The sequence below is a fragment of the Pseudarthrobacter sp. KH_020_B genome, from assembly GCF_057840185.1.
In genome coordinates this window covers 894,311-915,593 of sequence record NZ_CM174506.1, presented here as the reverse complement: position 1 = coordinate 915,593, position 21,283 = coordinate 894,311, and the positions used below count along the sequence as shown (strand labels likewise).

The following is a 21,283-nucleotide window of genomic DNA, read 5'->3' as shown; positions in this document are numbered from 1 at the left end:
ACCGCGGGTCACCAGAAGTGCGCTACATCCACCACCATGCGCGATCCGGATCCGGGGCCGTCCAGGGTGAAGACCCGGAACGGAAGCCGGGCACGGACGCCGAGGCCGATGCTGGTGTAGCCTTCGAAGCTGCCTGCGTAAGCCAACTGACGGAAGGTCTGGTATCCTGAAACGTTAGTAAGTTCGGCCTTGTTCGCCGGCTTGTACGTCTCCTCGTAGTTGCTGTCGTGGGACGGTGCGTTCACCGTGACTTGGAGGAACGCGCCACCCCGCAGCGGGATGCCAAAACCTGAACCGTCCTGTACCGCCATGGGTACGTACTGGACCGTGTAGCCGGCAACAGGGCCGTTGAGGTCAACCACCATCCGGTCAAAGCAGTAGTGCTGCCCCGTCCGGACGTTGGTGACGGATGCGGTGCTCATGTCACGGTCTGATTCAGCCAGTGACCCCCAGACGAGCCCGCAATAGGATGTGGTTGCCGAGGCGGGCCCCGGAGCCAGGAAACCCAATCCGACAGCCATCAAAATGACTGTCAGCCACGTATGAATCTTTTTCATTGTGGGCCACCCTTCGAGTGATTAGGTAGCTCAAGCGTATGAGCCTCCGGGGCCTCTCAAAAGGGTTGTTGCCGCTTCGGCGCGGAACCGTTAAACGGCCTTGCTTCCGGTCACGCGGGCGTAATTCTGAAGCACTTAACGGGGCCATCGAAACGCTATTAACACCGTTTCTGCACCCTGCCGTTATGCATAATAACGACGCCGGCGCGCCTCACCGGAGCGCCGGCGTCGGGAGTTCAGCCTTCGCACTCGATGCAGTACTTCAGGCCGTTCTTTTCGCGTGCAATCTGGGACCGGTGCCGGACCAGGAAGCAGGAGGAGCAGGTGAACTCATCGGACTGTTCGGGAACCACAATCACGGTCAGCTCTTCGCCGGAGAGATCGGCTCCGGGAAGGTCGATGCCTTCGGCGGTGTCGGTCTCCTCAACGTCGATGACTGCGGTCTGGGCACTGCCGCTGCGGGATGCCTGCAGCGCCTCAAGCGACTCGGCGGAGGCCTCGTCGTCAGTCTTGCGTGGAGCGTCGTAATCGGTAGCCATGGCGTGTTCACTTTCGTCGCTGCACGGCACCATTTCAGGCGCCTCAGTGAAGCAGTTTAGGTCATTATGCCGCTACTTGGGCAACACTGGGCAACCAGGAAAATTGCGTCCTGTCCTTTTCCCCGCATCGACTGCTCCGTAAACGCCCTTTTGGACGCTCAAAACGGCGGCTACGGAGCAATCGATCGTGTGTGGTGGGGTCAGTTGGACGGGAAGTTGTACGAGGCGCCGGAGGCGTGGCTTGCTTCGGGCCAGCGCGAAGTAATTACCTTGCCGCGGGTGTAGAAGGACACACCTTCCGGGCCGTAGATGTGCTTATCCCCGAACAGCGAGGCCTTCCAGCCCCCGAAGGAGTAGTACGCCACGGGAACCGGCAGCGGGACGTTGATGCCGATCATACCCACGTCGACGGAGCGCTGGAACTTCCGGGCCGCCGCTCCTGACGATGTGAAGATCGCGGTGCCGTTGCCGTACGGGTTGGCGTTGATGAGGGCAATTCCAGCGTCCAGGTCCTCAACGCGGACCACCACCAGGACCGGTCCGAAGATTTCCTCGGTGTAGGCCGTCATCTCGGTCTTGACGTGGTCGATGACCGTGGGGCCAACCCAGAACCCTTCCTCATGGCCGGGGACCACCAGGTCGCGGCCGTCCACCACCATCGCGGCGCCCGCGGCCTCGGCCTCGGCGATGGTCCTGACGATGAAGTTCCTGGAATCTGAACTGATCACCGGACCCATGTCGGCGTCGGGCTCGGTGCCGTTCTTGACCTTCACTGCCAGGGCACGCTCTTCGACCTTCTTGACCAGAAGATCGGCGGCGTCGCCGACGGCGACAGCCACAGAGATCGCCATGCAGCGCTGGCCGGCGGAGCCGAAGGCGGCGGCGGCGAGGTGGTCTGCCGCATTGTCGAGGTCGGCGTCGGGCAACACGATGGCGTGGTTCTTCGCACCGCCGAGGGCCTGGACCCGCTTGCCGTGCGCAGTGGCTACCTCGTTGATGTGCTTGGCAACCGGGGTGGATCCGACGAAGGAAATGCCGTCGACGTCCGGGTGGGTCAGGAGACCGGAGACAACCTCGCGGTCGCCGTGCAGGACCTGGAAAACGCCGTCGGGCAGGCCCGCCTGCTTGAACAGCTTGGCCAGCAGCATCGCTGCGGACGGAACCCGGTGGGAGGGCTTGAGGATAAAGGCGTTGCCGGTGGCGATGGCCATCGGAGCCATCCAGAGCGGCACCATCACGGGGAAGTTGAACGGGGTGATCCCGGCTACCACGCCGATCGGTTCGCGGAAGGAGAAGACGTCGATGCCGGTGGAGACCTGGTCCGAGTACTCTCCCTTGAGCAGCGTCGGGATGCCGCAGGCGAACTCGATGACCTCCAGGCCGCGGCCGATCTCGCCCTTGGCATCGGAGAGAACCTTGCCGTGCTCGGCGGTGATCAGTTCGGCGAGCTCGTCAACGTGGGACGCGACAAGCTCGCGGAACTTGAACAGGACGGCGGTGCGCTTGGCCAGGGAGATATCGCCCCAGGAATCGGCGGCGGCACGGGCTGCCGCGACGGTGGCGTCCAGGTCTTCCCGGGTGGCCAGGCGCAGCTCCGCGGAGACTGCGCCGGTGGCCGGGTTGTAGACGGGCTTGGTCCCGGTTCCGGAGCCTGCGGCTTCCGCTCCCCGGATGAAGTGATTGATGGTGGTCATGGTTATTGCTCCTGTAGTAAACGGTGTTCGACGGGGTGCACAGGCGTGACGGTGCGCGGGAGCCCGGAGGCCAGGGATTCATGCACGGCCAGCCGGACGGCGAGGTTCTGCTCGGTAAGTTCGCGGTGGACCACTTCGTGGCGTGCGCTTCGCACCCACGTGCTGAACCTTTCGATCTCCAACTTGAACTGGTCCTCATGGATGTCGAAGACCTCGGAGCGCCCGTCGCGGAGTCCCACCGTGACCCGAGCTGCTTCGTCCGGGTCCGGATCGAACGCTTTGTCGAGCGTGATCTGGCCTTCGGTTCCGATGATTTGGAGCGTGTGGGTACGAGGTCCTTCAAAGCCGCAATCGAAGGTTCCGATGACGCCGTCGTAGTCAAGGATGCCTGCCACGCTGGTTTCCACGGGGTCGGACGGGCTGGTCCCCTTCGCATACACGCTGATGGGCGCCCGTCCCATAACCATGTTCATGATGTCGATGGCATAGCAGCCGACATCGTTGACAGCGCCGCCTTCCAGGCCGGTCTGCAGCCGGACTTCGCCGGCTGTGCGGTCCATAACGAAATGGAAGCGCGCATGCAACGAAACAATCCGGCCGATCCGCCCTGCGTCGATGAACTCCCGGACCTTCTGGTGCTGCGGGTGGAACCGGTACATAAAGGCTTCCATCATGCTGACGTTGTTCCGCTCACAGGCCTCCACCACCCGGGCGTAATCCTCGGCACTTCCCACCAGCGGCTTTTCACACAGGATGTCCTTGCCCGCCTCGGCGGCCGCAATGATCCATTCGGCGTGAAGCCCGTTGGGGAAGGGAAGGTAGACGGCCTCTACGTTGGGGTCGGCCAGGAGATCCTCATGGGATGTGTATGCCTCCGGGATCCCAAAGCGTTCCGCGACCTCGGCGGCACGTCCGTTGGGGCTGCTGATTCCAAAAACGCTGGCGTTGCGGGCCTTTCGCATCGCCGGCAGGAACCTGTCCTGGGCGATCCGGGCCGTTGTCAGGATGCCCCAGCGCACAGCGCTCATTGCGAGAGCTCCACTTCCAGGGCCCGCAGGAAGGCCACGGACTGCCGGACGTCCGCTACGGGGCCGTCGCCGGAGGGGACACCTTCGAGGATGGTGTCCTGTTCCATGGTGAACCAGCCGTCGTAGCCGCTGTCGAGGAGGTGGCTGACAATGCTGGCGATGCCGACGTCGCCCTGTCCCAACGGCACGTACATGCCGGACTTCACGCCGTCGGTGTAGGAGATCTCACCGGACTGGACGCGGCTGGCGATGGCTTTGCGCACGTCCTTGAGGTGGGTATGGCCGATCCGTGAGGCGTAGTCCCGGACAAGCTGGCCGGGGTCTGTCCCGCCGATCAGCAGGTGTCCGGTGTCGAGGCAAAGGTTGGCTGCGGTGTCGTTGAGGACCCGGTTGACATCCGATGTGGACTCAATCATGGTGCCGACATGTGGGTGGACCACTGCCTGGATGCCCTTGTCCGCGGCAGCCTTGACGATGATGTCGAGGTTGCGGCCGAAGAGGTTCCAGCCCTCGGCGTCGAGTTCGTGGCGCTGGTCGTAGCCGTCCACCCCGGTCTCGGCAGCCAGGACCATAACGCCGGCGCCCGCTGCTTCGTAGGCGTCCAGCTCTGCCGCCACCGCTTTCAGCGGGTCCTTCGCGGGGTCATGCAGCAGGATCGGAAAGAAGCCACCGATTGCCTGGAGGTTGTGCCGCTTGAGGACGTCTGCGCGTTCGGCCGCCTGCTCGGGCAGGAATCCCGCCGGGCCGAATTCCGTGGCGGCGATGCCCAGGTCTGTCATTTCGGACAGCACCCGGCTGGCCTCCAGCTGGTGGCCCCATCCGGGGACTTCACAGACGCCCCACGAGATGGGGGCGGCGGCAAGGCGGCTGGTGATGTTGCTCAATCTGATCCTCCATAAACGTTTTGATCCCAGTCGATGACTGAGCCGGTGACTACCCCGCTCCTGTCGGAGAGGAGAAAAACTACAAATTCGGCAATCTCGTCAACCTGTCCGAGTTTGCCCATGGGCACGGATGCGTTGGCCTTCTCCAGCCAGTCATCCCCCGCGCCGTGGAATTTTCGCTGCGTTTCCGCTTCGCCCTCCGTGGCGGTCCAGCCGATGTCGAGACCGTTGATGCGGATCTTGTCCCAACGGTGGGCGTGTGCCGCGTTCCGGGTGGCTCCGGCCAGTCCGGCCTTCGCCGCCACGTACGGGGCCAGGTAGGGTTGGCCGCCGAGTTCGGCGATGGAGATGACGTTCAGGATGCTGCCGGATGCTCCGCGTGCCGTGAGGTGTTTGATCGTTTCGGCCATGATGAAGAACGGCGACTTCAGGTTGACGGCGATGTGCGCATCGAAGAGTTCCGGTGTTGTATCCAGCATGGTTCCGCGGGTTGTCAGGCCGGCGGCGTTGACCGCGCAGTCGATCCTGCCAAACGTGGAGATCGTGTCCAGCACTGAGGCACGGGCCTGTTCGACGTCGGCGAGGTCAGTTTTGATGAAACGTGCGGCGACGCCGGACTTCGTCAGTTCGGCCGCCAGTTGCTCACCGGAGTCGGCATTGCGCCCGGTCACTGCCACGCCGGCGGCGCCTTCGGCCGCCGCCCGCCTGGCAATGCCGGCGCCCAGCCCTTGGGTGCCGCCGCTGACAAGTACAACCTTGTCCTTAAGGAGCGGGCTGTTCATGCCTTACTCTTTCCCGATTTTGACGACACGGCCGGACCTGGCGGACTCTTCGGCCGCGTTGGCCAGGACGAGTGCCATCACGCCGTCGTCGAAGCCGGGGCTGCACGCCGTGCCGGAGCGGATGGACTTGGCGAAGCTGTCCAGCTCGTTGCGGTAGGCCTGGCCGTAGCGCTCCAGGAAGAACGGCAGGTAGGGGTCGGACTCTTCGGTGCCTGCGGCGGTGTACTTTCGCACGGTGGTCGGGGTCATGTTGCCGGCGGTCAGCAGGCCTTCGCTGCCGAAGGCTTCCAGCCGCTGGTCGTGGCCAAAGGCACTGTGGCGGGAGTTAATGATGGTGATTTGCTCGCCGCCGCGTCCCCGCAGGTTGATGACCACCGAATCGAAGTCCCCGGCCTCTTCGATGTAGTCGCAGAACAGGTTCGAACCGGTGGCCGAGACCTCGATGATGTCCGGGACGAAGAAGCGGGCCATGTCCAGGTCGTGGATGCTCTGGTCCCGGAAGATCCCGCCGGACGTGAGGATGTACTCTTTGGGCGCGGGGGCGGGGTCGCGGCTGATGATGGTCAGCTGCTCCAGGCGCCCGATTTCGCCGGCCTCAACCCGTGCGCGCAGCGAGCCGAAGTTCGGGTCGAAGCGCCGGTTGAACCCGAGCATCAGCGGGGTGCTGGTGCCGCGGATCTGGTCCCGGCACGCGCGGACGCGGTCGATGTCCAGATCGATGGGCTTTTCGCACAGGGCGGCGACGCCGGCGGCGACCGCCCGGGAGATCAGCTCGACATGGGTGCTCGTCGGGGACCCGATGATGATGGCGTCCAGGTCCTTGTTGGCGAAAACCTCATCAGCGGTTTCGACGGCCTGCGCTCCGGTCGTGGCGGCGAGCGCCTGGGCGCCCTTAATGAACGGGTCCGCGATCCATGCCAGTTCCAGGTCAGGGTGGTCGGCGATATTGCGGGCGTGGACCTGGCCGATACGGCCGGATCCGAAGAGTGCAACCTTGAGTGGTCGGTCAGCGGACATGGGTGAGGGTCCTTTCGTGTGTTCCGCCGGCGAATGGTTCGCCTGCGGCTGGGTTATTGACAGTCATGGTGGCGCCGCCGCTGTTCATGGAATCCACCAGGGCCTGCGCCACGCGGGCCGCGGCGAGGGCTTCCTCGGCGGTGGCAAGCGGGGGCCGGGTTCCCGAGATCAGGGCGTCCACCCACGCCTGGGATTGCAGCCGGTAGGCGTCGGCGAAGACGGGTCTCCAGTCAGCCGCATAGGTTTTTGATTCCGTGAGTGCCCGGCTGGTTGTGGTCAGGTGCGGCCGTGCGAGCTCGACTGTGCCCAGTTCTCCAACGATTTCGCAGCGCACGTCGTAGCCGTAATGCGCGTTCAGGAAGAGGTCAACGGCCGTCAGGACTCCGTCTGCTGTGCGCAGGTGCAGCACCTGCGGATCCTGCCTGCTGGTGTCCAGGGCGGTGGACCTCGGGGCATGCCAGCTGACGGATTCGATGGGTGAATTCAGCAGCCAGGCGGTGATGTCGATTTCGTGGATGCCCGAGTTGGTGATGGTGGCGGCCGAGTTTCCGCCGGGCGGGCATGTGCTGTTGCGGTGCGAGCTCAGGACCATCAGCGGCTGGCCGATGGCGCCCTCCGCCAACAGGGTTTTCAGTTCGCGGTAGGCGGGGTGGAAGCGGCGCATGAAGCCCACCGAAATGAGCGGAATTCCTGCGGCGATGGCATTCTGCCGGTCAACGAGGTCCTGGCATTCCTGGACCGTTGGCGCCAGGGGCTTTTCGCAGAGAACCGGTTTACCGTGCTCCAGGCAAGCTATAACCTGTTCGGCGTGTGCGCTGTCGTTGGAGGCGATCAGGACAGCGTCCACAAACGGTGAGGCGATGAGTTCTTCGGCCCAGCTGAAGCAGCGGGCACCCGTTTCCGCGGCCAGGGCGCGCGCCCGGTCCTGGACCGGGTCGGCAATGGCGGTCACGGTTGCCCCTGAGACGCTGCCCTGCAGGGTGCGGGCGTGGTCGCTGCCCATAACGCCGGCTCCGATGACGCCGATCCGCACCGTCATGGCGCGGCCACCGCCGCCGGCGAGCGGCCGGCCAGGACCTCCACGGCGCCCTTAGCGGCGTCACGGACCGTGTGGACCATTCCCTGACGGGTGAACCCCATCAGGTGTGGCGTCAGGACGACGTTCTCGTGATCAAAGACGGGGTGGTGGGCTGGCGGTTCGGGATCGTAGACGTCCAGTCCGAGTCCGGCCAGCTGCCCGGAGGCAAGGGCGTCCTGGGCTGCGTCCAGGTCCACCAACCCGCCCCTGCTGCAGTTGATGAGGACGGCGCCGGCCGGCATCAGCGCCAGGCGCTCGGCATTGATGATGTTGTGGTTTTCCGGTGTCAACGGCACGTGCAGGGTGACGAAATCGCTCCGGCTCATCAACTCATCAACAGTTTCGCAGCGGACGGCGGCGGGTACGTCGGCAAACGGATCAAAGGCCAGGACGTTGAGGTCGAAGGCCTCGGCGATCCGGGCGACCCGGCGCCCGATGCGTCCGTATCCGATGATGCCCAGGGTGAATCCTTCCAGGTCGCCGACGGCCACGTCTGACCGTTCCTCCCAGCGGCCCTCCCTGACAAGCGAGGTCAACATGGACAGTTTCTTGACGAGTGCCAGCAGGTGGGAGAACACCCCTTCGGCGACGGACGCAGTGTTGCTTCCAGGCGTGATGACCACGGGGATGCCGCGGCGGTTCGCCTCGGCGACGTCGACAAGGTCGGTACCGACGCCGGTCCTGGCGATCACTTTCAGTGCTGGCATGCGGTCCAGGAGTTCGCGGTCCACGCGGTACGCGGCGCGGACGATGGCGGCATCGGCGCGGGCGAGGTCCTCGTCCGTGGGGTTGTGGATCATTTGCTGGTGCGGGGCCAGGATCGGTTCGACCAGGCCGGCCTCTACGCTGCCGAGAGCTACGACTGTCTGGGGTGTGGTTATGGAAGCCATCGTCATCCTTGAAGATGTGGGGGTGCACTCCCGCAACGGCTTGGGGTGCCGCGGGGTGACTGTATGGGTGGTGGGTTAGAGGCCGAGGAGGCTGGACGTGCGGACGACCAGTTCGGGCTCGATGGGCCGGTGGACAAAGCCGCCGCCGAAGTCGTGGTCCTCGATGCGTTGAAGGAGCGTTTTTGCCCCCGCGACGCCAATACCGGAACTGTCCGGATCGACAGTAGTCAGCCCGAGCCGGGGCATGGCGCCGAGCGAGATGTTGTCGTACCCCGTGATCGCGACCTGAAGTCCGCGTTCATCGGCTGCCGTCATCGCTCCGAGTGCCGCCAAATCGTTGATGCAGGCCAGGGCCGTGGGCCGCAGCCGGCCGGACGCTCCGAGCGCCCGTTGGGCTGCAACGTACCCGGATTCCTGCGAGAAGTCGGCTTCAACGATGTGGATGTTCCGCCCGAGTCCATGGCTTTCCATGGCCTCGGTGTAGCCGATGACGCGCGCCGCCCCGACGGAACCGCCGAGCCCACCCACGTGGGCGATGCGTTCGTGGCCCTGGGCGACAAGGTGGTCCACCACCATGGAGATGCCGTGGGCATCGTCGCTTCGGACCACATCGGCTGTGTCGATGTAGTCCGGACCTCCGCCGGCGAACACCACCGATCCGCCCGAAACAACGCGGCTGAACGGAGCCTTGTCCGGGACGGTTCCGATCACGAGGAGACCGGCTACGCGCAGATCACGGAAGGCCTGGAGGATGGACAGGTCCACCCCCCCGGCCGACGCCGACGCCGTGACCGCGCTGAAGAGCACGGTGTGGCCGGCCTCTTCCAGCACCGGCCGGGCGGCGTCGACGACGTCGAAGGCCCAGGGGTTGTGCAGGTCGCTGACCAGCACACCGATGGTTCCGTTGCTGCGTGTTGCCAGTGACCTGGCTGCCATGTTGAGCTCGTAGCCCATCTCCTCCATGACTTCCAGCACCCGCTGGCGGCGTTCCGCGCTGACCCGGGGAGAGTCACGCAGAACCAGGGAAACCAGGGACTTTGATACGCCGGCGCGTTCGGCCACGTCCTTGATCGTTGGCCGCCGGGCGGATGCAATGGCCATGGCTAGACCCGCGCCGCTGTGGTGCCGTGGATTTCCTCGATCTTCTGCCACTGACCGGACAGCGAGGAAGCTTCTGCCGCGCTGACAATGGCGGCAGCGGAAGCGGCGTCGTGGATGTTGGAGTTCTCCTGTGCGCCACCGGTGACGGCCACCAGGAACTTCTTGGCTTCGATGACCTTGAGGTCGTCAAAGCCCATGCTGTTTCCGGGGCCGGGCTGGAAGTGTGAGTAGTCCCCATGGCGCGGGCTGGCGTTGACCGTGGTGTAGCCCTGCTCGTCGTTGTTGCGTCCGAGGCAGACTTTGAGTTCGTTCATGCGCTCGAAGTCCCACTTGAGGGAGCCTTCGGTGCCATAGACCTCAATCTGGTAACCGCACTCGGGTCCGACGGCGACGCGGGACGACTCGATGGTGCCGACGGCCCCTGCACCGACCGCGGACGGGCCGAAACGGACCAGCGCTGCAGCGTAGTCTTCATTCTCGACCTCCCCCATTTCACCGTTCTCAATCACTGCGAAGTGCGTGCCGGATCCCATAGCCAGTTTGGGCCGCTGGGTGTAGACCGTGCTTGTCAGCGCGGTTACCTCGGCGATGGGTCCAACTACATATTGGCACAGGTCCGTTGCGTGGCTGAACAGGTCCGCCAGCACGCCGGTGCCGGCAAGCTTGCGGTCGAAACGCCAGGACAGCGCACCGTTCGGTTCGGAGGCATACCCGGAGAAAAAGACGGCGCGGACGTTGGTGATCCGGCCCAGGCGGCCCTCGGCAATCAGTTTCCGGGCGTGCTCGACTGCCGGGGCGTGGCGGTAGTTGTAGCCGATGGTGGTGACGACGCCGGCCTCCGCGGCGGCTTCCTGCACGGCTGCGGTTTCCTCGTAGCCGCGTCCGACAGGCTTTTCGATCCAGAAATGCTTTCCGGCCTTGGCTGCCGCGATGCCGATTTCGGCGTGCAGGAAGTTGGGGGCGCAGATGGAAACGACGTCCACGTCCGGGTGGTTCAGCACGTCGTGGTAATCGGTGGTGCCTTCCGCGAAGCCCAGGACATCGCGGGCATAGTCCACGCGGTCGGGCGCCGTGTCAGCGGCGATGACAAGCTTGGTGTTTATACCAAGCTCCGGGTACGCGTACTGGACAGTCTGGTAGGCGCGCGAGTGGAGCTTTCCCATCCATCCGACGCTGATGAGGCCTACACCGACGGTGCGGGATTCTGCGTTCACGTTCTTGCCTTTCTCGGGGGAATTCATGTCAGTTGCGGGCGGTGTCGAAGGCGTCGCGGAACGCCGCCGCCATGATGGTGGAGTCTGAGCCGATGGCCACGAACCGGAAGCCCTGGCCGATGTATTTGGCGGCTCCCAGGCCGTCCACGGCCAGGATTCCGGCCGCCTTGTTGTGGCGCTGCGCCGCGGCTACGACGCGTTGCAGGACCGCCTGGAAGACGCTGCTGTCCAGCTGCAGCGGTACCCCGAGGGCGTAGGAGAGATCCAGTGGGCCGACGAATACGACGTCGACGCCTTCCTGGGCGGCGATGTCTTCGACGGAATCCAGCGCTTCAAGGGTTTCAATCTGGATGACTCCCAGGGTTTCCTGGTCGGGTTCGGTGAGCGTGCGGCGGTCCATACCCCAGCGGCAGGAGCGGTTGTAGGTGGCCACACCGCGGTCTCCGAGGGGCGGGTACAGCATGTGCCGGACGGATTCCGCGGCCTGGTCAACGGTGTTCAGCCGCGGAACCATGATCCCGGCCGCCCCCTGGTCCAGCACCCGGCCGATCCGGATGCGGTCGCCGGATTCGACCCGGACGATGGTGGGGACGCCGTAGCTTCCGGCGGCGATTACTCCGTCCCGAACCGCGTCTTCACCGCCGGAGCCGTGTTCAAGGTCGATCAGCACCCAGTCGGCGCCTGCCGCTGCGCAGACTTCGGCGGCGGTGGCCGAAGCCAGGCCCACGAAGGTGCCGACTGTGACTTCGCCTGCGGCGAGGCGCCGGCGCAGCTGACCTGCATTCAGTGGTCCGTGGCTCATCCGAACCACCGCTGGCTGCCGCGTGCCTTCTCGTAGTCGGTGCGGAGCGTGCGGACCCATTCCTGGCCGGAGACTTCAGCCGGGGCAACGTCCCACCAGACGTCGCCGCCGGGCAGGTCCACGTGGGGAACGGTGGGGACCACGATGACTACCGGGCCCTGGGTGTCCCTGGTCGAGGACAGTGCTTCCCGGACCTCTGCCGCGGTAGTGGCGCGGATGGCCAGCGCGCCCAGGCCCTCGGCGATCTGCCGCAGGTCCACCTTGAGGTAGTCGCCGTCGAGGCGCGCTTTGGGGGCGTCCTCCGTGGCGACGCTTCCTCCGGTGGTGCGGTACCGGAACTCGTTGCCGAATTCCTTGCCGGTGCGGTTCATCTGCAGGCGGTGGATGACCTGGTAGCCGTGGTTTTCCGAGACGATGATGGTGACGTTGAGGCCTTCCTGGGCCGCGGTGAGGATTTCCGTGGGTGCCATCAGGAAGGTGCCGTCACCGATAAAGGTGACCACCCGGTTGTCGTTGTTGCCTTCGGCGAGACGGACGCCCATGCCTGCGGCGATCTCGTAGCCCATGCAGGAGAACCCGAATTCGAGGTGGCAGTTACGGTTGCCGGTTGCGTCCCACACCTTCTGCAGGTCGCCGGGGGCGCCGCCCGCAGCGGCGATGACCGTGTCGCCGGAACGTGCGTGTTCCTGCATCAGGCCGATCAGCTGGGGCTGGGTCAGGAGGGCGCCGGTGACCGGCGCGTCCGGGTGGTCCGCGGGGTTGTAGGCGTTGTCCGCGTCGAGCCAGGTGGACCGGATGGGGGCCCACTTGGCCTTCTCGGTCTGCACTGTGTCCTGCCAGGCTTCGCTGGTGCTGTGGCCCTCCAGTGCCTGGGAGAGTGCTTCAAGACCCAGCCGGGCGTCCGCCAGGATTCCGGTGGCGCCCTGCTTGCGGGTATCGGCGTCCACAATGTTCAACGACGCGAACCGGACGTCCGGGTTCTCGAAGATGGACTGTGAGCCGGTGGCGAAGTCGGTGAGTCGGGAGCCGACGCTCAGGACCAGGTCAGCCTGCTTGACGAGGGTGTTGGAGGCGAAGTTGCCTTCCAGGCCCACGCCGCCCACCTGCCACCATTCGTCCTTGGTCACGGCACCTTTGCCGCCGAAGGTCTCGACGACGGGAATTCCGGCCTGCCCTGCCAGCGCCTCAAGTGCGGCGTGCGCATCGGAGTAGTGGATACCGCCGCCGGCGATGATCACCGGACGCTCGGCCGAGCGGATCAGGCGGGCGACGTCGTCGACCTCTGCCAGGTCCGGCAGCGGCCGGCGGATCTTCCAGTCCCGGGGTTCGAAGAACTCCGCCGGGAAGTCGTAGGCGTGGGACTGCACGTCCTGGGGCAGCGAAATGACCACGGCACCGGTATCGGTGGGGCTGGTGAGTACGCGCATGGCCTGCGGAAGGGCGGTCAGGAGCTGCTCCGGACGGTTGATCCTGTCGAAGAAGCGCGATACCGGACGGAAGGCGTCGTTCACGGTCGCGTCAGCCTCGATGGGGTGTTCCAGCTGCTGCAGGACAGGACCCTGGTGCCGGGTGGCATACGTGTCGCCGGGCAGGAGCAGCAGCGGAAGCCGGTTGACGGTCGCCAGGCCGGCGGCGGTCACCAGGTTCAGGGCGCCCGGACCGATGGAGGCCGTGACGGCCAGCACGGACTGGCGCCGGGTTGCCTTGGCGTACGCGGTGGAAATGTGCGCCATGTACTGTTCGTGGCGGCCCTGGATGAACGGCATGTCATCGGCCAGTTCGTCGAACGCCTGGCCGAGGCCGGCCACGTTGCCGTGCCCGAAGATCCCGAGGGCGGCGGGGATGAGGCGGCGGCGGACGCCGTCAGAGACTGAGTACTGGACCGACAGGTACTTGACGACCGCCTGGGCGGTGGTCAGTCGGATGGTCTGCGAGTTAGTGGTCATTGCCTTATTCCAGAAGTCGGGGGTTTACCAGGGGCGTCCGTGCAGGATGACCGTTTTTTCTTCGGTCATTTCCTGCACTGCGGAGCGGACGCCTTCCTTGCCAACGCCGCTGCCCTTGAGTCCTCCGTAGGGCATGAGGTCGGCGCGCCACAGGGGCGTCCAGTTGATGTGGATGTTTCCGGCGTCAATCTGCCGCATGGCCCGGACAGACCCCGAGACGTCGCTGGTGAAGATTCCTGCACCGAGCCCGTAGTCGTTGTCGTTGGCCAGGGCGATCGCCGATTCGATGTCGCTGGCTGAGGTAACAGCCACGGCCGGTCCGAAGAGTTCGTTGCGGCTCAGTGGAGAGCGCGGGTCAACGCCTGCGACGACGGTCGGGGTGACGACGGCTCCCTGGCGGTCCCCGCCGGTGAGCACCTTGGCTCCGGAGTTACGGGCTTCGTCGATGGAGGACTGGACGCGTGTGGCTTCCTCTTCCGAGATCAGCGACCCCATACGGGTTTCGGCATGACGGGGGTCCCCCACCGCGATGGCTTCGACCTTGGGGATGAGGGCGTCGAGGAAATCTGCTTCGATCCGGCGGTCAACGATGACCCGCTGCACTGAGATGCATACCTGGCCGGAGTTGATGAAACCGCCTGCTGCAACCGCGCTGGCAGCGAGCTCAAGGTCTGCGTCCGGCAGGATGATGACCGGGCATGAGGCGCCCAGCTCCAGTGACAGTTTTTTGACTCCGGCGATCGAGCTGATCCGCGTGCCGGTTGCGGTGGACCCGGTGAAGGAGACTTTCCGGACGCGCGGGTCGGTGACCAGCACATCGCCCAGGGTGCTGCCGGGTCCGGTCAGGACGGAAAGCGCTTCCGGCGGCAGGCCGGCGTCGACGAAGCACTGCGCCAGTTTCAGCGCCGTCAGCGGCGTGGCACGGGCGGGTTTAAGTACGACGGCGTTACCGGCTGCCAGCGCGGGTGCAATTTTGTGCAACACGAGCAGGGCGGGGTAGTTGAAGGGCGTAATGGCCACCACGATGCCCACAGGCTGCCGCAGGGTAAAGCCGATCTTTTCCAGGCCCGTGCCTGCGTTGGCGTCCAGGGGAAGGGTGGAACCGTACAGCTGGCTTCCTTCGTAGGCAGCCAGGCGAATGATGTTGCCGGAACGGCTGGCCTCGCCGCGGGCTTCGGTGATGGGCTTCCCGGTTTCCGCGCTGATGGTCTGGGCGATGTCCTCGGCACGTTCATCGGCCAGGGCAGCTGCCCGCAGGAGGATGTCTACCCTTTCGTGTGCCGGGGTGGCCCGCTGCAGCTGAGCGCCGATCTCGGCGCGGTCAAGCGCGGTCTGGGCGTCCTTGACCGTTGCCACGGGGACCGTGTCAATGATCCGGCCGTCAAAGGGTGACCGGACTTCCTCGGTCCTGCCGTCGGCGGCACCGAGCCATGTTCCGGCGATTAGCATTTGCATGGTTGCTCCATCTGGTTGTAAACGTTTGCGCTCAGTGGCGCCTGGTGGTGCTTTCGTATGCCGCGTCCGCGACTTCCGCGACCTCCGCCTGGACTTCTTTGACGATGTCGCTGTGGCCGCCGAGCTGTTCGAGTTCGTGGGCGAGTTCGGCGAGTTCGGCGCCGCCGGCCATCTGGGCGGTGAGTTCGTCGAGGGTGATGTCCTTCTTGTCGTAGTAACCGATGGACTTGCCGCGCTTGAGCAGCAGGAACCGGTCCCCGACAGGGAAGGCGTGGTGCGGGTTATGGGTAATGAAGATAACCCCCAGTCCGCGGTCGCGGGCCTGCAGGATGTACCGCAACACCACGCCGGACTGCTTGACGCCGAGGGCCGCCGTCGGCTCATCCAGGATGAGGACCTTGGCACCGAAGTACACCGCGCGGGCGATCGCCACACACTGGCGTTCACCGCCGGAGAGCTGGCCGATGGGCTGCTCCACATCGCGGAGGTCAATGCCCATCTCCGCGAGTTCGGTCTTGGTGATGTCCTTCATTTTCTCGACGTCCAGGCTCTTGAACGGGCCAAAACCGGAGGTCAGCTCCGAGCCGAGGAAGAAGTTCCGCCAGATCGGCATCAGCGGCACAACGGCCAAGTCCTGGTAGACCGTGGCGATCCCGGCGTCGAGCGCGTCACGGGGCGAGGTGAACTTCCGCTCCTCACCCATGATGTTCAGGACCCCGGCGTCGTGCTGGTGCAGGCCGGCGATGATCTTGATCAGCGTCGACTTACCCGCGCCGTTATCACCCAGGACACAGGTGACGCGGCCGTTGTCCACGGCCATCGTGACATCGCTCAACGCGAGGATGTTGCCGTAGTTTTTCCCCACCTTGTTCAACGAGAGCAGGTGCACGGGGGTGTGGGTCAGCGGGTCCGTCTCGTTCCGGAGCAGGGTGGTTTGGTCGATTTCCTTGGCATTCATGTTCTCCGGCCCCTTTACTTGAGTTCCGCGCGGCGTTTGACGATGAGGTTAACGATGGTGGCCAGCAGCAGCATCAGGCCCAGGAAGAACTTGAACCAGTCCGGGTTCCACTGCGCGTAGACGATGCCCTTGTTGGCCATGCCGAAGATGAACGCGCCGATCGCGCCACCCACTGCGGAGCCGTAGCCGCCGGTGAGGAGGCAGCCGCCGATGACCGCGGCGATGATGTACAGGAACTCGTTGCCGACACCTTCACCGGACTGCACGGTGTTGAAGGCGAAAAGGTTGTGCATACCCAGGATCCAGCCGCAGAAACCGACAGCCATGAAAAGGCCGATCTTGGTCTTGGTGACGGGAACGCCCACAGCGCGGGCGGCGTTGGCGTCGCCGCCGGCCGCGAAGATCCAGTTGCCCACTTTGGTGCGCAGCAGGACCCAGGACGCAACAGCCACCAAGGCGATCCAAATGAACACCGTGACGTTGACGTCGATGCCGCCGATCTTGATGGTGGAGGCGAAGAGCACGCGGGCGGCGTCGAAACCGTCGAGGTCGGACACCGAGGGGGTTGCCACAGCCCCGCCGATCATGCGGGTCAGGCCGAGGTTGAGACCGGCCAGCATCAGGAAGGTAGCCAGCGTGACGATAAAGCTGGGGAGGTTTGTTTTGACGAGGATCCAGCCGTTGATGAACCCGATGCCCAGGGACACTACAAGCGCAAAGGCAACTCCGACCCAGATGTTGGTGCTGAAATACCAGCTGAACATGGAGGCTGAGAGGGCTGACGTGATGACTGCGACGCCGGTGGAGAGGTCAAACTCGCCACCGATCATCAGCAAGGCCACGCCCACGGCCATGATCCCGATGGTGGAGCTGCCATACAGGACGGTTGCCAGGGAGCTGGGCTGGAGAAAAACGGGGGCGATGGCGGAAAAGAATACGAAAAGTACCAGGGCGCCGACGAGGGCGCCTATTTCGGGCCGGACAAGTAGTTTCTGCAAGGGGCTTCGAGCGCTGACTCGCTCGTCGCCTGCAATCGTGAGGACAGCATTGGCCATGATTTTTGACTCCTTTGTGGTGGGATGCCGGGTGCGACTGCCGGGGCGCCCGGCATCCCACAGAAATTTCCTGCTTAGCGGATGCCGGCCTGGGCGAACTTGGAGACATCGGCCGCATTGCTCTTGTCGACGACGGCCGGGCCGGTGTAGACCTGCTGCCCGCCGCCAACCTTGAAACCGCCGACTTTGTTCAGCCAAATGGTGTCCACAGCGCCGTACCCCTGGAGGTAGGGCTGCTGGTCGACGGTGAACTCGACGCTTCCGTCTTCAATGGCCTTGGCCAGCTCGCCGTTCAGGTCGAAGGAAGCCACCTTGACCTTGCTGCCTGTTTCCTTCACGGACTTCACGATGGTGAGCGTGAACGGGGCGCCGAGGCCGATGATCGCGTCGGCGTCCGGCGTGGACTGGAGCTTCGCCGTCACCGTGGAGGAAACGGAGGTCATGTCTGCGCCGTTGACGTTGAGGATCTCGGAGCCGGGGACCTGTTCCTTGACACCGGCACACCGGTTTTCGAGGCCGACGTGGCCCTGTTCCATGATCACGCAGATCGGGTGCTTGATGCCTTCGGCGGCGAGTCGCTGGCCAACCGTGACACCGGCGAGCTTGTCGCTCTGGCCAAAGTGGGTGATTGCGCCCATAGCCTTCGACTGGTCTTCGCCGGCATTGAAGCTCACCACGGGAATCCCGGCGTCCGCAGCCTTCTTGACGACGTCCTTGAGGGCCTCCGGCTTGGCCAGCGTGACGAGGATACCGTCAACTTTCTGGTCGATGGCCTGCTGCACCAGCTGCGCCTGGCGGCCACCCTCAGCGTCACCGCTGTAGAGCAGTTCGACGTTGTCCTTCTTTGCCGCGCTCTCGGCACCCTTCCGGACGATGTCCCAGAAGGTGTCGCCGGCAGCGGCGTGGGTGATCATCGCGACCTTCAGGCGGGGTGTGTCCGCAACCGCGCCGCCTCCCCCAACATTTGCGGTTTCGGTCTTGCCGCCACCACTGGAGCATGCCGCCAGGGTCAGGAGCGGAACAACGGCCAGGGCCACAACGCCCTGACGCCAACTGATTTTTGCCACGTGAAATCTCCTTTGATTCGCACCATTTTCGACCGTCGTGAACGCTTCGGTCGCACGCCGGGGCATGGAGCGAAATGCGGAGGTCGCTGATTATGAACGGATGTGATCCAACTCTCTGAGTGGAACGGTCCAACCATAGAAGACGGGGATTCGGAATGTCAATAGACCGTTCCAATTGTTTGTGGTTTCATACTTAGACGCGCTTATTTGATCGGGCGGCGGCCCTCATTTGCTTCAAAGGAGAACCATGACTGACTCGTCTGCCCCGGAGCTCGTGGCATCGTGCTGGACCAGCGCCGGCAATGCGGCGCCGCTGCAAGTTCCGGAGACAAGTCCCGTGCCGATCAAGGATCGCTTGGACGCCATGGCCGCAACAGGATGGTCAGGTTTTGGGCTCGCCCATGACGACCTGGCCGCCGTCCGCTCCACACTTGGCTTCCCGGCCTTGCGGAAGCTGATTGACAACGCCGGCTTCAGCTATGTTGAAGTTGAACTCCTCAGCAACTGGTGGGACGAGAGCCTTTCCCACCAGTGGCGGCCGCAGCTCGACCTCCTCCTTGAGGCTGCCGAGACGCTCGGTGCCCGGTTCATCAAAGTCGGAACTGCTCCTGGCGAGGCCCTGGATGACCTCGACTTCCTCGTCGAACCCCTCCGGCGCCTGACAGCAGAGGCCGAGCTCCGGGGCACAAGCATTGCCCTGGAACCGATGGCATTCGCCACCGTCGGACCGCTTCCCGCCGCAGCGGAACTGATCCGCAAGGTCGACATGCCCGGATGCGGCCTGGTGGTCGACTACTGGCACGTCTTCCGTGCCGGAACCACCTTGGACGAGCTGTCCCAGAGCCTTGACGCTAACCAGATTTTCGGCGTCGAGCTCAACGACGCAGATGCCGACGTCAGGGGCTCCCTTTTCGAAGACACACGCGACAACCGCCGCCAGTGCGGGCAGGGTGACCAGGACGTCGTCGGGTTCATCCGAACCATGAAATCCCTTGGCTTCGACGGACCGTGGGGCGTGGAGATCCTGTCGGAGGAACATCGAGCGCTTCCCGTTCTGGAGGCACTGCGCGAGACCCGGACCAGGACATTGGAATGCTTTGCAGCGCAGTGAAAAACAGGCTGCACCTGCAGTCCGAGTGGTTCCCCGTCGTGGGCGAGATTGTCGAAGTACGGCTCGGCTACAGGACCGTAAGGACAGGCCGGGTGGACGGCGTAACGTCCGACGATCAAATCCTTTGGATGGCAGCGGACGGCGCTGAGTCCCGGGCCATGTTCGACCGCTCTGAGGACTTCTCGGTGTGGATCGAGTACAAATGGGAAACGTCGTCGACACGCAGGTAGGGGTCAGGACGACGATCTGTAGGCCGTTTCAGCCAGGAAACCTGCCGTGCTCGTAGCCGGTTTCCTGCCAAAAGAGCTAAGAATCAGGCCAGCGGTTCCCGACTTGTTGGGAACCGCTGGCCCGCCAATGTTGGGCGTGAGCCGTGACCGATGCCCGGGCAGTTGCCGCGCTGATGCTGCTACGAGATGTCTGCGGTTCGCTGGGGCAAAGCCGCTGCAATTGCCAAGACACCCGGGGTGAGCAGCTCCGGTGGCATCGCAAAATTGAACCGAACGAACCCCTCCCCGCCGATCCCGCAGTCTGCTCCGTCAGAGGCGACAACCCCGGCATTTTCCGCTAAGCGGCTGTTGCCGCTGGTGCACGCGGCCGCCGTTTCGGAGCGTTTCACTCTAGAGGCCGCTCCGATTGAGGCATGGCACAGCCATTTTGACGTGAACGTCATCGCGCCAGCGATGCTTACGCAGGCACTACTTGGCCGTTTGCGTGAGTCGCGCGGACAGGTCGTGTTTGTGAACAGTGGCGCCGGTGTACGCGCCGTGCCGACCACCAGTGTCTACACCGCATCGAAGTTCGCACTGAATGGGTTGGCCGACGCCTTCCGCGGGGAAGTGGCGGCATGGGGAGTGCGGGTTACCACCGCCTACCCGGGCGAGACTGCTACGCCGATGCTCATGAAGGACCGCATCGATCGAAGCGCAGCTGACGCATGTGCATGTCCGCCCACGATCCGAGATTTCAAGCGCTCCGTAATCAGGAGACGAAGCGGAACTATGCGGCCATCGGGACACACGCGCATGTTTGTCGGGCCGTCCCAGCATTCACTCAGGCGTCGTCCACGGAGGAATTGTGGAGCATCTCAGCCGTTGGGGAAGGGAACCTTCGTGAGCTTTTCCGAGATGTGCCAGATGCGCTGGGCATCCTCAGTGCTGCGAAGGCGGGCGTACATCCGCTGCTCGGCGGGCGGGCCGCCGAGGTGACCGAGGCCCCGAGGTGCATAGAGGGCGCCGGACCTGGCCTCAGGTGCGGTCGCTGCCATGAGTGCGGGCAGCTTCGCCGATGCCCCGTTCGGAAAGGGTACGGATCAGTCTCCTGCGCGACGTCTCCTCGTCGCGGCCAAGCTCAGGGCGCGCGGCGAGCAGGTTCGTCGGAGCGACTCCGGGGTGCGAGAGGTTGCTGCTGATGCCCCAGTCGCCTGCCTGGCTTCGCCGGTCCAATTCGAGGCCGAACAGTCCGAACGCGATCTTCGACTGGCTGTAGGCATTCATGCCGTGGTATGACCGTTCCCAGTTCAGGTCGTCCCAGTTGATGACGCCTTGGTTCGCCGCGACGCTGACCTGCGAGGTCACCCGTGCCCGCCCATCTCTGAGGACGGGCAGCAGGTGGGCCACGAGCGCGAAGTGGCCGAGGTGGTTGGAGCCGAACTGAAGCTCGAACCCGTCGGCGGTCGTCTGCCGGTCAGGCGGTGTCATCACTCCGGCGTTGTTGATGAGGATGTGGATCGGCTGCCCCTCCTGTCGCAGGGCCTCCCCGAGGGATGCGACGGAGGCGAGCGAGGACAGGTCGAGGTCGCGGAGCGACACATCCGCGGCCGGGACCGCCTGCTTGATCCTGGCGATCGCGTTCTCACCCTTGCGCCGGTTGCGGACGGGCATGAGGACTTCCGCGCCAGCTGCGGCCAGCCGCGCCGCCATCCCCAGGCCCATCCCGTCGCTGGCTCCGGTGACGACGGCGCGCTTCCCAGATAGGTCGGGGACCGTGATGTCGATGTTCTTGCGTGGCATGGTTCACTCCTGATCGTTGTTTCGTTGCCTCCATCGTCGCGGAAGACGGCGGCGTTATTCAGGGCCGCTTGATCCCCTGATACGGCAGGAAAG

Annotated in this window: 20 protein-coding genes and 1 pseudogene; 3 read left to right on the top strand and 18 right to left on the bottom strand. The window is 64.6% G+C overall.

Annotated elements, in window-relative coordinates; genetic code table 11:
* Nucleotides 1-8: 8 nt before the first annotated feature.
* The 17 genes from AC3IT0_RS04395 to AC3IT0_RS04315 all read right to left on the bottom strand — a co-directional run bounded on the left by AC3IT0_RS04395 (nt 9) and on the right by AC3IT0_RS04315 (nt 18,067).
* Nucleotides 9-557: an AMIN-like domain-containing (lipo)protein gene (locus AC3IT0_RS04395; protein ID WP_489322568.1), complete on the bottom strand. Its 549-nt coding sequence runs from the start codon at nt 555-557 to the stop codon at nt 9-11.
* A 236-nt stretch (nt 558-793) separates the two neighbouring features.
* Nucleotides 794-1,096 carry a DUF4193 domain-containing protein gene (locus AC3IT0_RS04390; RefSeq protein WP_252611423.1) on the bottom strand — a complete coding sequence of 101 codons (303 nt, stop codon included), beginning with the start codon at nt 1,094-1,096 and terminating at the stop codon, nt 794-796.
* 200 nt (nt 1,097-1,296) lie between these two features.
* Nucleotides 1,297-2,790, bottom strand: coding sequence for a CoA-acylating methylmalonate-semialdehyde dehydrogenase (locus AC3IT0_RS04385; RefSeq protein WP_489322567.1), 1,494 nt, complete (start codon nt 2,788-2,790; stop codon nt 1,297-1,299).
* A 2-nt stretch (nt 2,791-2,792) separates the two neighbouring features.
* Nucleotides 2,793-3,818: a Gfo/Idh/MocA family protein gene (locus AC3IT0_RS04380; protein ID WP_489322566.1), complete on the bottom strand. Its 1,026-nt coding sequence runs from the start codon at nt 3,816-3,818 to the stop codon at nt 2,793-2,795.
* Nucleotides 3,815-4,702, bottom strand: coding sequence for a sugar phosphate isomerase/epimerase family protein (locus AC3IT0_RS04375; protein ID WP_489322565.1), 888 nt, complete (start codon nt 4,700-4,702; stop codon nt 3,815-3,817). Before AC3IT0_RS04375 ends, AC3IT0_RS04380 begins: the two co-directional genes overlap by 4 nt.
* Nucleotides 4,699-5,484, bottom strand: a complete 786-nt coding sequence (locus tag AC3IT0_RS04370; protein WP_489322564.1) for an SDR family oxidoreductase — start codon at nt 5,482-5,484, stop codon at nt 4,699-4,701. The genes AC3IT0_RS04375 and AC3IT0_RS04370 overlap by 4 nt, the downstream gene beginning before the upstream one ends.
* 3 nt (nt 5,485-5,487) lie before the next feature.
* Nucleotides 5,488-6,501, bottom strand: a complete 1,014-nt coding sequence (gene iolG / locus AC3IT0_RS04365) for an inositol 2-dehydrogenase (RefSeq protein WP_489322563.1) — start codon at nt 6,499-6,501, stop codon at nt 5,488-5,490.
* Nucleotides 6,491-7,540: a Gfo/Idh/MocA family protein gene (locus AC3IT0_RS04360; RefSeq protein ID WP_489322562.1), complete on the bottom strand. Its 1,050-nt coding sequence runs from the start codon at nt 7,538-7,540 to the stop codon at nt 6,491-6,493. The genes iolG and AC3IT0_RS04360 overlap by 11 nt, the downstream gene beginning before the upstream one ends.
* Nucleotides 7,537-8,469 carry a hydroxyacid dehydrogenase gene (locus tag AC3IT0_RS04355; RefSeq protein WP_489322561.1) on the bottom strand — a complete coding sequence of 311 codons (933 nt, stop codon included), beginning with the start codon at nt 8,467-8,469 and terminating at the stop codon, nt 7,537-7,539. Before AC3IT0_RS04355 ends, AC3IT0_RS04360 begins: the two co-directional genes overlap by 4 nt.
* A 75-nt stretch (nt 8,470-8,544) precedes the next feature.
* Nucleotides 8,545-9,570 (bottom strand): LacI family DNA-binding transcriptional regulator, encoded by a 1,026-nt coding sequence (locus AC3IT0_RS04350; protein WP_489322560.1) that lies wholly within the window; start codon nt 9,568-9,570, stop codon nt 8,545-8,547.
* Nucleotides 9,571-9,572: 2 nt separating this feature from the next.
* Nucleotides 9,573-10,784, bottom strand: coding sequence for a Gfo/Idh/MocA family protein (locus AC3IT0_RS04345; protein WP_489322559.1), 1,212 nt, complete (start codon nt 10,782-10,784; stop codon nt 9,573-9,575).
* A 28-nt stretch (nt 10,785-10,812) separates the two neighbouring features.
* Nucleotides 10,813-11,586 carry an HpcH/HpaI aldolase family protein gene (locus AC3IT0_RS04340; protein ID WP_489322558.1) on the bottom strand — a complete coding sequence of 258 codons (774 nt, stop codon included), beginning with the start codon at nt 11,584-11,586 and terminating at the stop codon, nt 10,813-10,815.
* On the bottom strand, nt 11,583-13,532 hold the full coding sequence (gene iolD, locus AC3IT0_RS04335; protein ID WP_489322557.1) for a 3D-(3,5/4)-trihydroxycyclohexane-1,2-dione acylhydrolase (decyclizing): 1,950 nt from the start codon (nt 13,530-13,532) through the stop codon (nt 11,583-11,585). The genes AC3IT0_RS04340 and iolD overlap by 4 nt, the downstream gene beginning before the upstream one ends.
* 24 nt (nt 13,533-13,556) lie before the next feature.
* Complete coding sequence (locus AC3IT0_RS04330; RefSeq protein WP_489322556.1) at nt 13,557-14,987, bottom strand: aldehyde dehydrogenase family protein; 1,431 nt, start codon at nt 14,985-14,987, stop codon at nt 13,557-13,559.
* A 31-nt stretch (nt 14,988-15,018) separates the two neighbouring features.
* Nucleotides 15,019-15,945, bottom strand: a complete 927-nt coding sequence (locus AC3IT0_RS04325; RefSeq protein ID WP_489322555.1) for an ATP-binding cassette domain-containing protein — start codon at nt 15,943-15,945, stop codon at nt 15,019-15,021.
* A 14-nt stretch (nt 15,946-15,959) separates the two neighbouring features.
* Nucleotides 15,960-17,000 carry an ABC transporter permease gene (locus tag AC3IT0_RS04320; RefSeq protein ID WP_489322554.1) on the bottom strand — a complete coding sequence of 347 codons (1,041 nt, stop codon included), beginning with the start codon at nt 16,998-17,000 and terminating at the stop codon, nt 15,960-15,962.
* Nucleotides 17,001-17,074: 74 nt separating this feature from the next.
* Nucleotides 17,075-18,067: a substrate-binding domain-containing protein gene (locus tag AC3IT0_RS04315; protein ID WP_489322553.1), complete on the bottom strand. Its 993-nt coding sequence runs from the start codon at nt 18,065-18,067 to the stop codon at nt 17,075-17,077.
* A 247-nt stretch (nt 18,068-18,314) separates the two neighbouring features.
* Here AC3IT0_RS04315 and AC3IT0_RS04310 point away from each other — a divergent pair, with 247 nt between their 5' ends.
* The 3 genes from AC3IT0_RS04310 to AC3IT0_RS04300 all read left to right on the top strand — a co-directional run bounded on the left by AC3IT0_RS04310 (nt 18,315) and on the right by AC3IT0_RS04300 (nt 20,386).
* On the top strand, nt 18,315-19,178 hold the full coding sequence (locus tag AC3IT0_RS04310; RefSeq protein WP_489322552.1) for a sugar phosphate isomerase/epimerase family protein: 864 nt from the start codon (nt 18,315-18,317) through the stop codon (nt 19,176-19,178).
* Nucleotides 19,175-19,408, top strand: coding sequence for a hypothetical protein (locus AC3IT0_RS04305; protein WP_489322551.1), 234 nt, complete (start codon nt 19,175-19,177; stop codon nt 19,406-19,408). Before AC3IT0_RS04310 ends, AC3IT0_RS04305 begins: the two co-directional genes overlap by 4 nt.
* 186 nt (nt 19,409-19,594) lie before the next feature.
* Complete coding sequence (locus AC3IT0_RS04300; RefSeq protein WP_489322550.1) at nt 19,595-20,386, top strand: SDR family NAD(P)-dependent oxidoreductase; 792 nt, start codon at nt 19,595-19,597, stop codon at nt 20,384-20,386.
* Here the strand turns inward: AC3IT0_RS04300 and AC3IT0_RS04295 are convergent.
* A pseudogene (locus AC3IT0_RS04295) lies at nt 20,275-21,190 on the bottom strand (SDR family oxidoreductase); the annotation flags it as partial. The gene AC3IT0_RS04300 and the pseudogene AC3IT0_RS04295 sit on opposite strands and share 112 nt — an antisense overlap.
* Between the last annotated feature and the right edge of the window lie 93 nt (nt 21,191-21,283).

What these genes read in the sequence shown, in the direction of transcription:
- iolD (WP_489322557.1), bottom strand. Translation starts at nt 13,532, where the DNA reads ATGACCACTAACTCGCAGACCATCCGACTGACCACCGCCCAGGCGGTC.
- AC3IT0_RS04390 (WP_252611423.1), bottom strand. Translation starts at nt 1,096, where the DNA reads ATGGCTACCGATTACGACGCTCCACGCAAGACTGACGACGAGGCCTCC.
- AC3IT0_RS04355 (WP_489322561.1), bottom strand. Translation starts at nt 8,469, where the DNA reads ATGGCTTCCATAACCACACCCCAGACAGTCGTAGCTCTCGGCAGCGTA.
- AC3IT0_RS04385 (WP_489322567.1), bottom strand. Translation starts at nt 2,790, where the DNA reads ATGACCACCATCAATCACTTCATCCGGGGAGCGGAAGCCGCAGGCTCC.
- AC3IT0_RS04325 (WP_489322555.1), bottom strand. Translation starts at nt 15,945, where the DNA reads ATGAATGCCAAGGAAATCGACCAAACCACCCTGCTCCGGAACGAGACG.
- AC3IT0_RS04340 (WP_489322558.1), bottom strand. Translation starts at nt 11,586, where the DNA reads ATGAGCCACGGACCACTGAATGCAGGTCAGCTGCGCCGGCGCCTCGCC.
- AC3IT0_RS04320 (WP_489322554.1), bottom strand. Translation starts at nt 17,000, where the DNA reads ATGGCCAATGCTGTCCTCACGATTGCAGGCGACGAGCGAGTCAGCGCT.
- AC3IT0_RS04310 (WP_489322552.1), top strand. Translation starts at nt 18,315, where the DNA reads ATGACTGACTCGTCTGCCCCGGAGCTCGTGGCATCGTGCTGGACCAGC.
- iolG (WP_489322563.1), bottom strand. Translation starts at nt 6,501, where the DNA reads ATGTCCGCTGACCGACCACTCAAGGTTGCACTCTTCGGATCCGGCCGT.
- AC3IT0_RS04330 (WP_489322556.1), bottom strand. Translation starts at nt 14,987, where the DNA reads ATGCAAATGCTAATCGCCGGAACATGGCTCGGTGCCGCCGACGGCAGG.
- AC3IT0_RS04300 (WP_489322550.1), top strand. Translation starts at nt 19,595, where the DNA reads ATGTCTGCGGTTCGCTGGGGCAAAGCCGCTGCAATTGCCAAGACACCC.
- AC3IT0_RS04380 (WP_489322566.1), bottom strand. Translation starts at nt 3,818, where the DNA reads ATGAGCGCTGTGCGCTGGGGCATCCTGACAACGGCCCGGATCGCCCAG.
- AC3IT0_RS04350 (WP_489322560.1), bottom strand. Translation starts at nt 9,570, where the DNA reads ATGGCCATTGCATCCGCCCGGCGGCCAACGATCAAGGACGTGGCCGAA.
- AC3IT0_RS04395 (WP_489322568.1), bottom strand. Translation starts at nt 557, where the DNA reads ATGAAAAAGATTCATACGTGGCTGACAGTCATTTTGATGGCTGTCGGA.
- AC3IT0_RS04360 (WP_489322562.1), bottom strand. Translation starts at nt 7,540, where the DNA reads ATGACGGTGCGGATCGGCGTCATCGGAGCCGGCGTTATGGGCAGCGAC.
- AC3IT0_RS04370 (WP_489322564.1), bottom strand. Translation starts at nt 5,484, where the DNA reads ATGAACAGCCCGCTCCTTAAGGACAAGGTTGTACTTGTCAGCGGCGGC.